This is a genomic window from Enterocloster sp. OA13, assembly GCF_022440595.1.
GTDB classification, from domain to species: domain Bacteria; phylum Bacillota; class Clostridia; order Lachnospirales; family Lachnospiraceae; genus Enterocloster; species Enterocloster hominis.
Genome location: NZ_JAKNTF010000001.1, coordinates 6,287,690 through 6,301,830 on the forward strand (window position 1 = coordinate 6,287,690; position 14,141 = coordinate 6,301,830).

16 protein-coding genes and 1 riboswitch are annotated in these 14,141 nt (G+C 47.9%); of the genes, 10 read left to right on the top strand and 6 right to left on the bottom strand.

What is annotated here, in order from left to right; translation table 11 throughout:
* Positions 1 to 15: 15 nt before the first annotated feature.
* A complete protein-coding gene (locus MCJ35_RS28025) occupies positions 16 to 900 on the top strand; it encodes an SDR family NAD(P)-dependent oxidoreductase (protein WP_025484158.1) in 885 nt (294 codons plus the stop codon).
* Positions 901 to 926: 26 nt separating this feature from the next.
* Positions 927 to 1,949, top strand: coding sequence for a zinc-binding alcohol dehydrogenase family protein (locus MCJ35_RS28030; protein WP_025484157.1), 1,023 nt, complete (start codon positions 927 to 929; stop codon positions 1,947 to 1,949).
* Positions 1,950 to 1,951: 2 nt separating this feature from the next.
* Here the strand turns inward: MCJ35_RS28030 and MCJ35_RS28035 are convergent, their stop codons facing one another.
* Complete coding sequence (locus MCJ35_RS28035; RefSeq protein ID WP_025484155.1) at positions 1,952 to 2,626, bottom strand: GntR family transcriptional regulator; 675 nt, start codon at positions 2,624 to 2,626, stop codon at positions 1,952 to 1,954.
* Positions 2,614 to 2,793, bottom strand: coding sequence for a DUF6783 domain-containing protein (locus MCJ35_RS32395; protein WP_353656136.1), 180 nt, complete (start codon positions 2,791 to 2,793; stop codon positions 2,614 to 2,616). The genes MCJ35_RS28035 and MCJ35_RS32395 overlap by 13 nt, the downstream gene beginning before the upstream one ends.
* Here MCJ35_RS32395 and MCJ35_RS32400 point away from each other — a divergent pair.
* Complete coding sequence (locus MCJ35_RS32400) at positions 2,713 to 2,904, top strand: DUF6783 domain-containing protein (RefSeq protein ID WP_353656137.1); 192 nt, start codon at positions 2,713 to 2,715, stop codon at positions 2,902 to 2,904. The genes MCJ35_RS32395 and MCJ35_RS32400 overlap by 81 nt on opposite strands.
* Here the strand turns inward: MCJ35_RS32400 and MCJ35_RS28040 are convergent.
* Entirely contained in the window at positions 2,822 to 3,844 is a 1,023-nt protein-coding gene (locus MCJ35_RS28040; protein WP_008724338.1) for a zinc-binding alcohol dehydrogenase family protein, read from the bottom strand. The genes MCJ35_RS32400 and MCJ35_RS28040 overlap by 83 nt on opposite strands.
* A 253-nt stretch (positions 3,845 to 4,097) precedes the next feature.
* Here MCJ35_RS28040 and MCJ35_RS28045 point away from each other — a divergent pair, with 253 nt between their 5' ends.
* Complete coding sequence (locus MCJ35_RS28045) at positions 4,098 to 5,708, top strand: mannitol dehydrogenase family protein (RefSeq protein ID WP_025484153.1); 1,611 nt, start codon at positions 4,098 to 4,100, stop codon at positions 5,706 to 5,708.
* Positions 5,709 to 6,590: 882 nt separating this feature from the next.
* On the opposite strand, the gene MCJ35_RS28050 is transcribed toward MCJ35_RS28045, so the two are convergent.
* Together MCJ35_RS28050 and MCJ35_RS28055 are read right to left on the bottom strand one after the other, a co-directional pair.
* Entirely contained in the window at positions 6,591 to 7,382 is a 792-nt protein-coding gene (locus tag MCJ35_RS28050) for a creatininase family protein (protein ID WP_008724343.1), read from the bottom strand.
* A gap of 176 nt (positions 7,383 to 7,558) precedes the next feature.
* Positions 7,559 to 8,176, bottom strand: coding sequence for an ECF transporter S component (locus MCJ35_RS28055; RefSeq protein ID WP_008724347.1), 618 nt, complete (start codon positions 8,174 to 8,176; stop codon positions 7,559 to 7,561).
* A 215-nt stretch (positions 8,177 to 8,391) separates the two neighbouring features.
* Positions 8,392 to 8,509: riboswitch (FMN riboswitch) on the bottom strand.
* A gap of 200 nt (positions 8,510 to 8,709) precedes the next feature.
* Between MCJ35_RS28055 and MCJ35_RS31735 the strand changes: the two genes are divergently transcribed.
* The 4 genes from MCJ35_RS31735 to MCJ35_RS28070 all read left to right on the top strand — a co-directional run bounded on the left by MCJ35_RS31735 (position 8,710) and on the right by MCJ35_RS28070 (position 12,207).
* Positions 8,710 to 8,838, top strand: a complete 129-nt coding sequence (locus tag MCJ35_RS31735) for a hypothetical protein (protein ID WP_275891646.1) — start codon at positions 8,710 to 8,712, stop codon at positions 8,836 to 8,838.
* A gap of 16 nt (positions 8,839 to 8,854) precedes the next feature.
* Positions 8,855 to 10,066, top strand: a complete 1,212-nt coding sequence (locus tag MCJ35_RS28060; RefSeq protein ID WP_025484151.1) for an IS1096 element passenger TnpR family protein — start codon at positions 8,855 to 8,857, stop codon at positions 10,064 to 10,066.
* Positions 10,067 to 10,105: 39 nt separating this feature from the next.
* Positions 10,106 to 11,803 carry an SWIM zinc finger family protein gene (locus tag MCJ35_RS28065; RefSeq protein WP_025484150.1) on the top strand — a complete coding sequence of 566 codons (1,698 nt, stop codon included), beginning with the start codon at positions 10,106 to 10,108 and terminating at the stop codon, positions 11,801 to 11,803.
* 89 nt (positions 11,804 to 11,892) lie between these two features.
* Positions 11,893 to 12,207, top strand: coding sequence for an NADPH-dependent FMN reductase family protein (locus tag MCJ35_RS28070; protein WP_025484149.1), 315 nt, complete (start codon positions 11,893 to 11,895; stop codon positions 12,205 to 12,207).
* A gap of 657 nt (positions 12,208 to 12,864) precedes the next feature.
* Here the strand turns inward: MCJ35_RS28070 and MCJ35_RS28075 are convergent.
* Positions 12,865 to 13,305 carry a helix-turn-helix domain-containing protein gene (locus tag MCJ35_RS28075; protein ID WP_002592997.1) on the bottom strand — a complete coding sequence of 147 codons (441 nt, stop codon included), beginning with the start codon at positions 13,303 to 13,305 and terminating at the stop codon, positions 12,865 to 12,867.
* A gap of 432 nt (positions 13,306 to 13,737) precedes the next feature.
* On the opposite strand from MCJ35_RS28075, the gene MCJ35_RS28080 reads away from it, so the two are divergent.
* Positions 13,738 to 13,926, top strand: a complete 189-nt coding sequence (locus tag MCJ35_RS28080) for a hypothetical protein (RefSeq protein ID WP_002592998.1) — start codon at positions 13,738 to 13,740, stop codon at positions 13,924 to 13,926.
* A 42-nt stretch (positions 13,927 to 13,968) separates the two neighbouring features.
* Positions 13,969 to 14,115 carry a hypothetical protein gene (locus MCJ35_RS28085; RefSeq protein ID WP_002572753.1) on the top strand — a complete coding sequence of 49 codons (147 nt, stop codon included), beginning with the start codon at positions 13,969 to 13,971 and terminating at the stop codon, positions 14,113 to 14,115.
* The last annotated feature ends 26 nt before the right edge of the window (positions 14,116 to 14,141 follow it).

Below are 14,141 nucleotides of genomic sequence, written 5' to 3' on the forward strand. Positions count from 1 at the left end.
CGGAGGATAAGGGATATGGAACAGGTTGTTGTTATAACCGGTGCAGGCGGAGGACTTGGCAGCGTGTTTGCCAGGGAACTTGCCGGGGATGGTAAATCAATTGCAGTGTTGGATTATGATATCCATGCTGCAGGGCAGGTAGCTGCGCAGATCAGGGAAAATGGAGGAAGGGCCGCTGCAATCCGCTGCAACGTGGTGGACAAGGCTTCCATGGAACAGGCCCGTCAGGAGGTCAGGGAAAAGCTGGGCAAGTGCAATGTGCTGATTAACTGTGCAGGAATCCAAGATCCACTGGCCAAGACCACGTCCGGGTCATATCAGCCGGGCGATGAAATGGATACAGAGGTTGCAAAGGCTGATCCGGAGCGCAAGGAGACTGTCCGGGAACTGCTGGGAAAGAGCCGCACCCTGTTTAATATTGATGCGGAAAAGATGATGCGGGTCATGAACGTGAATTGGCTGGGAACCGTGATTGCCAGCCAGGTATTTGCAGCGGACCTTGTAGGCGGGGAGGGGAATTCCATTATCAACATAACTTCCATGGCAGCCTATGACGCCCTCAGCATGGTTCCAGCCTATGCGTCCAGCAAAGCGGCGGTGGATATGTTCACCAGATGGCTTTCCAATTACCTTTCCAATGAATATGGCAGGGTCAGGGTCAATGCGGTGGCCCCGGGATATTTCCTGACACCATTAAACCATGACATGTATGTAAATCCGGACGGCACCTATACCCAGCGCTACTACAATGTGATTCACCGCACGCCCATGGGCAGGCTGGGGGATTCCAGGGAACTGGTGGGCGCGCTGCGTTTTTTTGCAGACCCGGATATGTCGGGCTATGTAACGGGCCAGGTGATTGCGGTGGACGGAGGGTTCCTGTCCTGCCCTGGGATTTAGCCGGATCAGAATGAAAGGAGAGGAAGATGAAAGCAATCACGGTAATAGAACCGGACCATATGGAAATGCTGGATGTAAAGATGCCGTCCATCACTGAGCCGGACCAGGTGCTGGTGCGGATCCATGCCACGGGAATCTGCGGTTCCGATGTGCATGTGGCCCATGGGAGCAATCCCTATGCTGTATATCCAAGGGTAATCGGGCATGAGGCGGCAGGTGAAGTCAAAGCGGTGGGAGAGGCGGTGTCCGACCTGGCGGCCGGGGACGGTGTGGTCTTTGAACCCATTACCTACTGCGGGAAATGTTACGCCTGCCGCAGCGGCCATCATAATGTATGCCGGGAACTGAAAGTCCTGGGCTGTATTGTGGATGGAACCTTCAGGGAATACGCGGTGGTTAAACGCTCCCAGTTGTATCGATACGATAAAAGTAAAATGAGTTATGTCCAGGCAGCCCTGTGTGAGCCATACACCATCGGATTCCAGGCCAACTGGCGGGGCGATGTCCGGCCGGGGGATGTGGTCCTGGTCCATGGGGCCGGACCAATCGGCCTGATTGTGGCGGATGTGGCCAAGAGCCGCGGGGCAGTGGTGATTGTATCCGAGCCAAATGAAAACAGGCTTGCCATGTCGGCCCGGTTTGGCGCGGACTACATGGTCAACCCTGTAAAGGAGGATCTGGATGCACTTGTTATGGATGTGACTGGCGGGGAGGGGGTCAATGTGGTATTTGAAGCGGCAGGAATCCCGGCCCTTCTGGAACACGCTGTTAAACTTCTCTCACCAGCCGGACGCCTGGTGGCGATGACATTCGCAAAGACGCCCACTGCAATTGATTTTAAGGCGGTTAACGCCAAGGAGCTTACCATTCTTGGAACCAGGCACCAGATGCAGAAATTCCCGGAGACACTGGAACGTCTTGCGGACCGTCTGGACCGGGTGGACCAGCTGGTCACACATGTGTTTCCGGCTGAAAAGTATGAGGAGGCATTTGCCGTTCTGGCTGATAAGGACAGCGGGGCAGGAAAAGTAATCCTGACATTTGACTGAATTTACACAAAATAATCAGGATACAGCTTAATAAGCTCTGATTTTTCTACCCGGTGCCTGGTCAGGTGCCGGGTCATCAGCATCTCGGCCAGCTCGCTGTCCCGGCGGCCAATGGCATAGAGGATATTCTCGTGGTCCTCCACAATCTTGTCCGGCTTAAGGGACTTGAGGGATAAGGCCCTCAGCCTGTCAAAATGCACCATCTGGGAGTGGATGATACTGTAGGTCCGGGCCTTGCCCACGGACAGGAATAAAAGACGGTGGAAATCCGTGTCCAGCTCAAACAGCCGGGGGTAGTCCCCTGCTTCAAGATGCCTGGTTTCCTCCTCCATGTTTGCCCGGAGCATTTCCTCGTGTTCCGGGGAAATGCCTTCGCATACCAGGGCCAGGACTGCATTTTCCAGAACCAGTCGCATGAACCTGGACTCTTCCACCAGCTCGTAGTCAATCTTGGCAATATAACTGCCGCGCTGGGGCTGGATATCCACCAGCCCCATTTTGCTCAGCTCAATCAAGGCCTCCCGCACCGGGGTGCGGGAAAGCTTGAGTACCAGGGAGAGTTCATTTTCACTGACCGCGCTGCCAGGCGCAAGTTCAAGGGTTATGATGTTGTGCAGGAGAACGCGCAGCGCATAAGAGCGCGCGTTTTCGGAAGGCTGCCTGTCTAATAATTCCATATCCAAACCTCGCTGCGTTTATTTTGTATCGTATTAGGTCGTGTTTGAAAATTCATTCCCGCCATCTGCACGCCCCACTTCGCGGCATATTTGGTCCCAATTCGGTCAACGTAGCCCGCTACGCCTCCCTCATCGGGACCAAATCTCCCACAAAGTGGAACGCACAGCTGACGGAAAGCAATTTTCAAACACGCCCTAGAAATCAAAGGTCAGTACAATCTTACGGATGGATGGGTCATGGCTGTCCACAAAGTCAAATGCTTCCTGGGCCTTTGTAAGGGGGAAGGTGTGGGAAACAGCGCCGGACAGATCCAGTTTGCCCTCATTGACCAGTTCGATGGCCTTGCCGAACATCTTGTTCTGAAGCCTGGAGCCTCTGACATCCAGTTCCTTGGAGGTGATTACGAACTGGTTGATTTCAGTGGGGCTGGTGGAGAAGCCCATGGTCATGACGCGGCCCGCGTTGCCGGTTGCCTCAAGAAGGTTAATCAGGGAATCCTTGTTGCACACAGCGTCGATGGATACGGTTGCCCCGTGTCCGTATGTATATTCCTTTACCTTTTCAAGCAGGTTTTCTTTTAATACGTTGATGGTGTAGGTTGCCCCGTTGGCCTTTGCGGCCTCCAGCTTGTCATCCAGTACATCGGCTACAATGATGTGGTCGCAGAGCAGGCGTGCAATCTTTAATATGGAACTTCCAAGGGCGCCTGAGCCGTAGATTAAGAGCATGTCATCCTTCTGGAGCTCGGCCCTGGTGCAGGACTGGATACCGATGGTGGTGGGCTCAATCATGACAGCGTCTTCATCAGAAAGGGACTCGGGAAGGATGTAGCAGTCAGATTCAGGTACGGCAATATATTCCCTGTAACCGCCGTCAATGTGCACGCCGCGCACAGCCAGGCTGTCGCATACATTGCCGCGTCCAATCTTACAGGGATAGCAATGGCCGCAGCTTGTAACCTGGTTGATGATCACACGGTCGCCCGGCTTTAAGTCCTTCACATTAGGGCCGACCTCGTCCACACGTCCCACCATCTCATGTCCGATAACCCTTGGGTAAGTTGCGGCTGCGTTGGTTCCGTGGTAGATTCCCACATCAGAACCGCAGATGCCGGCAGCGGTCATCTTCACAAGTACATTGTCCTTTTCGGTGATGACAGGCTTCTCCATGTCAATCAGCTTTAATTCGTTTGGTTTTACAATCTGTACGGCTTTCATAATCGTTCTCCTTTGATATAATCATTTATTTGTTGTAAATACTCCGTCCAACTACCATACAAGTATACTAATACCCCTTGGATGAAATGTCAATCCATGAAAATGAATTGGCATAATATAAGCGATTTTTACAAAAATATACCTGAAAAATTGTGGAAAATTACATATTGAATAAAAGGCCGCTATATACTACCATACTAGATAAGAGACTTTCATTATTTTAATCATATTTTAAAAGGAAAGGGTAATCAATATGAAACTGACATTAGAAGGATTGAAAGACAGGAGCGCATGGGAGTCAGCCGGTATCGGACTTCCGGACTATGACATCGAAGCAGTGGCAGCAGAGACAAGGAAGGCTCCTGTGTGGGTGCATTTTGGAGCAGGCAATATCTTCCGTATCTTTATCGGAGGCCTGGCCGATACCCTGATTGAAAAAGGTGAGTGCAGCAAGGGTATTACCTGTGTGGAGACCTTTGACTTTGATGTGATTGACAAGATATACAAACCATATGATAACCTGGTGCTGGCAGTGACGCTGAAAGCAGACGGCTCCACGGATAAGAAGGTTATCGGTTCCCTGACAGAGGCCCTTAAGGCCCAGTCCGGCGTAAAGGAGGAGTGGGACCGCCTGAAGGAGATATTCGTGAATCCTGGCCTTCAGATGATTTCCTTTACCATCACGGAAAAGGGATATGCCTTAAAGGGTTCTGACGGGAATTACTTCCCATTCATCCAGGCAGACATTGACAATGGCCCGGAAAAGGCAGTATCTGCCATGGCAGTTGTGTGCGCGCTTCTGAATGAGAGATACAAAGCAGGCAAGGCGCCTCTGGCAGTTGTTTCCATGGATAACTGTTCCCACAACGGGGAAAAGCTTCAAAGCTCCATCCTCACCATGGCTAAGGAGTGGAACCGGAAGGGCTATGTAGAGGACGGCTTTATGGATTACCTTTCCGACGAAAACCAGGTATCCTTCCCCTGGTCCATGATTGACAAGATCACACCACGTCCAGCTGACTCCGTATGCGCCGAGCTGGAGAAGGCAGGAGTAGAGGATATGGCCCCTGTCATCACCTCCAAGAAGACATACATTGCCCCATTTGTCAATGCAGAGGGACCCCAGTACCTGGTCATCGAGGACAAGTTCCCGGCTGGAAGGCCGGCGCTGGAAAAGGCCGGCGTCTACATGACGGACAGGGACACGGTTAACAAGGTAGAGCGCATGAAGGTCACCACCTGCCTGAATCCTCTCCATACGGCCCTGGCTGTATACGGCTGTGTGCTGGGCTACACCCTGATTGCAGATGAGATGAAGGATGCCGAGCTTAACAAGCTGGTTCATGAGATTGGCCCGGTAGAGGGAATGCCGGTAGTGACCAATCCTGGAATCCTGTCCCCTGAGGACTTTGTAAATGAAGTAATCAACGTAAGGATTCCCAACCCATTCATGCCTGACACGCCCCAGAGAATCGCCACCGACACCTCACAGAAGGTGGGCATCCGTTACGGCGAGACCATCAAGGCATACGTTGCAAAGTACGGTGACGCCAAGAAGCTGAAGGCTGTTCCGTTGGCGCTTGCAGGCTGGTGCAGGTACCTTCTGGCAGTGGATGACCAGGGAAATGCATTCGAACTTTCAGCAGACCCAATGGTGCCGGAGCTGACCAAAGCCCTGGAGGGAATTGAAGTTGGCAAGCCTGAGACTTACAAAGGACAGTTAAAGCCAATCCTGTCCAATGCCAATATATTCGGTGTAGACCTCTATGAGGCCGGAATCGGTGAGACTGTGGAGTCAATGTTCCTGGAGGAGATTGCGGGAGTGGGGGCTGTCAGGGCGACGCTTAAGAAGTATTTGGATTGATGAATATGGATTGATGGTTTGAAGGCAGAGGGGGTGTGACGGGGGTTACGCAACCTCTGCTTTTGGTTTTCTTACGGAGCCAGGGGCGGGAGGCGGACGGGGGGACGGTTCCTGGTTCCGGGCATAAGAGAGACGGACTCAAAAAGACGGCAAAAACCGGGCACCGTCTCAACTACCGAAAAATCTTGATGATTTTTCGTCCGTGGAGACTCTGCGCTCGGGCTTTGAGGCCCTCGCTCGGCCCGGCTTTTGCCGCCTTTTTGAGTCCGTCTCTCTAATACCCTCCACAAGGAACCGTCCCCCCGTCCGCCTCCCGCCCCTGGCTCCTGCCAAGTTACTTGAAGAGGTTGCTGGGGCCTTCAGCCACTGCCTTAAAACATGAATCGGAGAGAAGAAAATCATACCGCAAGCTTATGTATTTCCTGACTTAACAATAATATGGTGCATTACTAAACTTAGCATCAGCATATAAATGCATTACTGATTTTAGTATAAGTATATAGAAAACAGGCCTGGACTATCCGTCTTGACGAAGTACATCTTTGGCAGAACGGAATGAACTAAGCCTGTTTTTTATTTCTTTCTCCGGTTCATGTGATGCAGGAACGATAATACGTAGTGGGTGAGCGGAATGGGGATGGGGGCTGTGGATGCATCTACAGGGGCGTGTGATTCTTATGCTGTGGGAACCGGTGTTAAGAGGCTGGCGCCTTTGTCTGAGCTCAGTGTTGTATGGTTTAGACAAACTAAGCGCGAATTAGGCGGCCAGCCTCTTGTCCAACGCCGGTTTCCAGAGCATTAGAAGCACTAGCCCCGCAGCCGTATCCACAGCCCCCATCCCCATTCCGCTCACGTACGGATGCACCTCCCCCACGCACCCCATCAACCATTCCACTTCTTAATCTCCAAAAGCCCCGGCACCAATGCCTCCGCACTCGTCTTAAGGATGATCCTTCCTTTTTCAGCCGTAGCCCCGGAGGGGTCGCCGCCAATGCCGATGGGTTTGCCGTCCTCTGTTTTCCAGTCCTCGGATACCCAGCCGATGGATACGGGGCCGTAGGGCTGAAGGGCCTGGTTGTCCTTGAAGGCAGCAGGGATGCCGGCTTCGGAGGTTTCCAGCTTGACTAAGGATGGGTCCACGGCCATGACCATGGAGGTTTCCATCTCGCCGCCGTGGAAATCCCAGATGTTGCCCTCTGAGACAGTGGCTTTTACATCGGGATGGCTGAATGCGCCGGAGGACAGGAGGAATGGGGAAATCCCCAGCTCGCTTCGCAGTTCCCGGCTCAGTACCTGGGCAATGGGGGCGTTGCCGCCGTGGCATATGAGCAGGGCCAGCTTCTTAAAGCCATGGTGCGCCAGGCTGGCACATATGTCGTATAGCAGATGGTAGTAGGTGTCCGGTTTTAAGGTGATGGAACCGCAGAAGTTTTTGTGCTCCGTGCTAAGCCCCACAGGGATGACCGGGAATATCAGCATGGGGAAGTCCGGGTCTTCTGCCTCCAGTGCCTGGGTCAGGTATTCGGTCATGGCCTGGGCAATGATGTCGTCCGTGCCAAGGGGCGCCTGGTTCCCATGCTGTTCCAGGGCGCCAAGGGGGATGAGGACAATGGTTTCTTCCTTGTCAATCTGTTCCATCTCAAGTCTGGTAAGTTCGCTGTATCTGAGTATCATTTTTTTAAAAATTCTCCTTTCAAACACGCTCTAGGACAGGTTAGCCGTTGGCTTCTCCGGCTGGTTTCCTTTCATGTTGCCCTTACTGGCTTTCATGCTGTTTTTACTGACTTTCATGCTGCCCTCACTGGCTTTCACGTTGCCCTTACTGGCTTTTAATGCTGCCTTACTGGCTTTTAATGCTGCCTTGCCGGCTTTAATGATGGATAAGCGGCTGTCAGGCGGTTGAACAGAAGGTAGCCTACAAAGTAGTTTAAGCCCAGCTTCAGGATGTTGAAGGGGATGGTGGCCATGACGATGAAGGTGGTCAGGCTGGTGATGGCAGGGTTCACGGAGGCTACCATGGTAACCACGCTGTCCAGGGAAACGCCCATGGCCTTTGCGTATAAGGGCAGGGTGATGAAGGCATTGCAGAAACATGCAAATGCAGTCCTTACGGCAATGCTTACAGACAGGCCGGTGATGGCTGCCCGGCGGTTCTTGCCCATTTTATTGTATACAATCCATAAGGGGATGACGAACAGGGCCACACCGATTAGGTTGGACAATTCGCCCACGTACATGGAGTTGGTCCCCACTGTTATCAGCTTGATGAGAATCTTGATGATTTCCACCCAGGCAGCGGATGCGGGTCCGAACAGGAACAGGGCCATGATGGATGGGACATCGCTGAAATCCACTTTGTAAAATGGCGGCATCATGGGAACTGAAAATTCCAGTGACATAAGGGCGCCTGCCATGGCGGCCAGCATGCCGGTGTAAATAAGCTTCTGAATACTCCACTTTGATTTCATAACATAAACCTCCTTAGATATCAGGGCCTTGATGTGCCCTAAAGTTTGTTTTTGCAATGAAACAAGTCCTTTGGAAAAACTTTTGTAAAACCTTTTGGGAAAAAACATCACAGGCACGTTTTCCATATTAAAAAAATCCCAGAGCCATAGGGGCTTGGGATTCATAAACAATTCAATATAAATAACGGCATGTGGTTCATTATCCATATGAATTAAATCGCCTTCTCTCATCCAGACTATACTGTCGGTTTTGGAATCTCACCAAATCAGCCGCCTAAGCGGGTCGCGGACTATACCGCCGGTAGGGAATCACACCCTGCCCCGAAGAACTTATTCATTTGCTGTTTTTAGCGTAGCACAAATAATATAAGAAGTCAATGGGATGCCTTGTACTTTAGTTGGAAAACTGCACAAAATTATTTTCCAATGATGTGCAAGTTTACGGTTTACTGCAGATGTACTGAACATATACCTTGGACAGGAACATATCAGTATTGTTTTCGGCAGCGTTCCATTGTCATAAAGAAGAAATTATGTATAATTATAAATATGATGCACATTTTAAGAAGCCAGCCCTGGATAAATGGGCAATACCGGACGGAAAATGCGGTGGGGTTAAGCTAAAAAAACAGGGAATCGGTAAGGGAATTGAAGAAAGATGATGGGGAGGATGGAAAAATGGATGCTGAAACAAAGAAAGCCGCAAATTGGGGGAAGGAAGCTGAAAAAGCCTGCCATGACTTTGATGTATTCTGTGATTATCTTTTGGAAAGGAAAGCAAGTCTTTCCAAGGCCACAGGTCATATTGGCAAAAAGGATTGTTTCGAACTGAACCGCCAGCTTTCTGTAAAAGAAGGGTTTGAGCGGCCCACACGCCTTCAAAAAGACTATCCCGTTATCAATTTTTTCTATTATGTTGCAATGAAACACAGGATACTGGAACCGGACTCTTCAGGATGTCATATACAGCCAGGGAAAAATTATGGATATTACAAAGAGGCTGAGGCTTTAGAAAAATTCCTGCTGATGCTGGCTAATGTCCTTTTTGACGGACGGTTTACTGGAAATGCATTATGGTATGGGATTAACATAGAGAGCTTTATGGAGTGGGCGGCGAAAGTCATGCCTTGTGCCAATCAGGCATATTGTCTGCCAAAAGAGATATTGATGGGATATGACCTGGGGCACAGGGACTGCCTTATGACATATCTGGAAGAACTGGGAGTACTGAAGATACATAAGGAAGCCGGAATGGAGGACGGCCGTGTAATACATCCATGGGAAGCAGAGGTAGGCCCGCTGTTTGAAGTGGCCTATGATTTATACCGGACGGTTTATGACAGCCATGACTGCGGACAGGAGGAACCGCCTGTATTCAGCCTGAACACATATTGGGAGACACATATATCAGGAGGAAAAGCGTCAGGACTTATAAAAATATTGGAGGAACCAGATATGGATTATAAGAACCAGGTGGTTGACCTTGAAATCAAGGTACGGCATGGAAAATGCATCCGCATTGTACGTATGAACCTGTCTGATCCCCTCTATGAGCTGCATCTTGCGATTCAGAATGCATTTGAATTTGATAATGACCATCTGTTTGCGTTTTACGCCGGGCATGGGATGCTGAAGGAAACGTTTACCATGCCCGAGACATCTATCTCAGGGGATGGGTATTCCGTATATGAAACCCTGCTTGGGGACCTGCAGCTGCGTGCCGGGGATAAATTTTCCTATCTCTTTGACTTTGGGGACGAGTGGTGGTTTGACATCAAGGCTGTGGCAATCAAAGAGGGCAGTGTACATGGGCCGGAGCTTATTAAAGCGGTCCATGACGCGCCGGAACAGTATCCTGTCTATGAGGATGGATATGAAGACGATATGTAAGAATGGCAGATGACACTATTTGATAAAGGAGGGCAGTCAATGATGGAGGATTGGAAAAGTTTATTCCGTCCACATATCCTGGCCCGTGGCCTGGATTATTACGAGTCAGGCGCCGTGGAAGCGTTGGAGCGGACAGGGCACGGATTCCATGCCCGGGTAGAGGGGACGGAAGATTATGAGGTGGACATATGGATAAAGGACAATAGGATTCATGATATGGAGTGCAGCTGTCCTTACGCCGCGGGCGGGGAGTACTGCAAGCATATGGCGGCTGTTTTATATGAGGCGGAAGAGGGGGAAGAGGGAGCGGGCCGGGAAGGTTCCGGTAAGACATGGGAAGAACAGTACCAGGAATCCAGGAAGGAGCTTAGGGATGTAATCGATGGGATTCCGGAAGAAGAACTGAGGCGTATCCTGGAAACAATGGCCCTGGAGGATCAAAGCCTGAGAAACCGGATCCTTACCAAGTATTCCACAACCATAAGCCTGGGACAGATGGTCAGGCTGAAAAGAGAGATAGAAGATATCGCGTACCGTTATTCGGACAGAAGCAGTTACGTGGACTGGGAAAGCGCTGGCGGTTATATATCGGAGATGGAAACATTTCTGTATGACAAGGTACAGGCCGTGATTGATAAAGGCTGTTATATGCAGGCATTTGAACTTACAAACCAGGTATTTGTCACCATTGGGAACCAGGATATGGACGATTCGGACGGCGGTACGGACATGGTGGCGGACACATGTTATAAAATCTGGCAGCAGCTTCTGGAAAAATGCGGTGAGCAGGATAAAAACAAGATGCAAAGCTGGTTTGAAATGCATCAGGCGGATGGCGCTGTAATGGATTATATGGAAGGATATATCGGTGATTTCCTGATGAACGAGTTTCATGACAGGGAACTTTTGCTAAAGAAAATGGAGGAATTGGACCAGCAGATTGAAAAGAGAAGGGAAAGTACGGATTGTGGAAAATGTTACAGTTCATATCGCGGATTTGAGAATAATATCCTGAAACGTCTGCAGATCATGAAGGCTCTGGGGGCTTCAGAAGAAGAGCTTCGGCAGTACAGGAGGAAGAACCGCAGATTTGCAGCAGTGAGGATGCTGGAGATTGAGGAATTCATCCAGGCAGGAAAAAACAGGGACGCGGTCCGTGTCCTGATGGAGAGCAAGGAGCTGGACCGGAAGTTTCCTGTCTGGGTCAAGGAGTACAGCCAGAAACTGATTGAGCTTTATAAACAGATGCATATGGATAAGGAGTATAAGGAAGAACTGCTGTTCCAGGTGTTTTTTTGCGGGCAGGACAACCTGGAACCCATCGCCAGATTAAAGGAGGTCTGTGAGCCGGGGGAGTGGGAACAGAACAGGGAGAGACTGTTGAAATGCCCGTCCTGCCAAAATATAAAGCTGTCCCTGTTAGAATCGGAGAAGATGTTTGACCGGCTTTTGGACGAGGTAATAAGCAGCGGTTCCATATACATGATGGACCGGTATGAAAAGGTTCTTAAGAAGGCATATCCGGACAGGATGAGGACTGCCTATGCTGCTTATGTAAAAACACAGGCTGAGAATGTGAGTGACAGAAGACGCTATAAAGAATTGATGGTATATTTAAAGAAAATCGCCTCCTATACCCGGGGAAGGGAGACTGCCTGTGAAATTGCGCGGGAGTGGAGAACGCTTTATAAAAGGCGCACAGCCATGATGGATGAGTTGAGGAAAGCTGGATTGTGATGGGGAAAACGATGGGGAAATAAAAAGCATGCTCGAAAAGCATGAAAAACAGATAAAAGTTAAGCATTAGACATATAGGAATTCCATCATTGACAGCGTTTGCGGCAGGGTGGACAACCGGTCAGGGAGAAAACAGCGGACAATGGTGGTATGATCTGGGAGATGGTAGCTTCTATGCAGGAAGTCAGGCAGGCCCTTCCTGGCAGTGGCTGGACGGCAATCTGTTTGAAATTCAGCCGGCAGACCCTTATCCAAGCAGCTATTCGGCGACAACGGAACGAACAGAGAAGGAAATCAGCGCAGGAACACTGCCGGACCTGCGGGCATATGTGGAGAATTTTAGTGATTATGACATTGTCTTCATAGGATATCCTAAAATGGAGTATGATTTTAACTGTGTATAGTGTATATCCAGTTAAAATACAATTGAATATGGCCACACACTACACAAAACATTGGAAAGATGTGTATGCAGTAAGCGGAAAATATATAATGTCTGGCAATGAGAAAAGACACTCATTATTTCAGCTTTTTTTGTTGGATGGAATATCGTATTGTTTGGGATTAGTAAACAATAATAGAGTTGTTTCTATAATAAAATGTTTTTATTATGCAGGAGATTTTTGTAGGTTACCAAGATATTTGACAAAACCGAGACAGAGGAGGAGTGAGTGGGATATGGCGGGAAGTGACGGTATATCAAGGGTTTCGGCGGTTTTTAGAGGAAAATCGCTATTGACAAATAAAATGAGAATAATATAGAAAAAGGACCTTTTCCAAGAAAATTGCCGGAAAGGTCCTTTTTTTGAGCCGTTAAAAATTAACGTTAATCAATGTTATAAAATTATGTGAAAAGTACGTAAAATCAGGATTTGACGCGTTAATAATAATCTGAAAATACTTAATAAAATGTAAGTTTTTGAAGATAGAGCAAGTCGCAAATTTGGATAATGCTAAAAAACGTGCGACTTGCCCATTTTAAAAGGGATTTAGCCATTTTGCTTTTATAATTGCAAGTCGCAAATTATGGTTTATTTATAGGCCAAAATATAATAAAAAAATTAAGCTATTTCGCTATTTCCGTCCATGACGTTTTTTCCATGATTCGAGGTTGATGACAACTCCGATTTTTCATACTTAGCAACCTTTGCACGAAGATAGTTTTTTACATCGAGTTGTTCTTCTAGGGGAAGGCTCCTCAACATAAAAATTATGAGTTCTTCTGATTCATTTAATTTCAGGCCATATTCAATATTAGATATTTCTGGGGAGTTATTATCTATAATTGATGCTTCCCCAGTTAAAATCCAATCTATAGAAGTTTGAAGCAATTTAGATAACGAAACTAGCGCTTTAGAAGATGGTAAAACATTACCACGCTCTATTTCGCTAAGGTTACCATTAGATATTCCAGTAGCAGCATAAACATCTTTTTGCGTTAGATTAAGTTCTTTTCTACGAGTTTTAATTCTTATCCCAACCATTTTATCAATATTATCCATTTGACCTCCCATTTTGATACAGATTATCTAATTTAAGATAAAATCTAAAAAAGAATATTGACAATATCTAAAATTAGATATATTATATCTGTATGGATGATTTATAAGCCACTACAAAAGTAACATACTTTGAAGATTACTTCAAGCAAAAGAACTTTAATTCATCACATATCTGCAATTAAGTCTGATTGAATAAGCAACATTCTTTGAAAGCCAGGTTCCTGGCCTATGATTATAAAAGGAAAGAACCACCAACCAAAGCTGATGGTTCCTTGTGCCAGATGTTAAATGGCACTGAAATCGAATTATCAGGACATAAAGAAACAAAATTATCATATCGGAGCAACCAAATCTGGTTGAATAATGTTCTTACGGATTCAGGTTCCTGAATTCACAGTTGACAAATTAAGTAAGATGTAACAGGAGGTGAATATGACAGTCCGTGAAATAATATCTATTTTATTATGGCCCATGGCTCTTTTCATTGTGGTCTGGATTGATTCCTGGTTGAGGGATTGGGGTCTGTTTGGAGGGTGTAATACAATGCTTGAACGTATCCTACTTGTATTATCAATTTTAGCTTACATTCTGCTTATTTACGTTGGGAGCTTTGTCGTGTGATTATTTAAAAATTAAGACCTTAAGAAAGAGGAGGAGTTGAAAATGAAAAAAGAGACTTTGGAACACATTGACCAGACTATTATAAAAATATGTGAAGAGATGAGGATGGTTAACTCAGACAAAATGGTGGCTCTGGCAGAAGCACTTGGAGTGATTCTTACAGCCAGAGCTCGTTTGAATGAAGATTAGGAAAGTTTTACATAATTTTGTTCAGC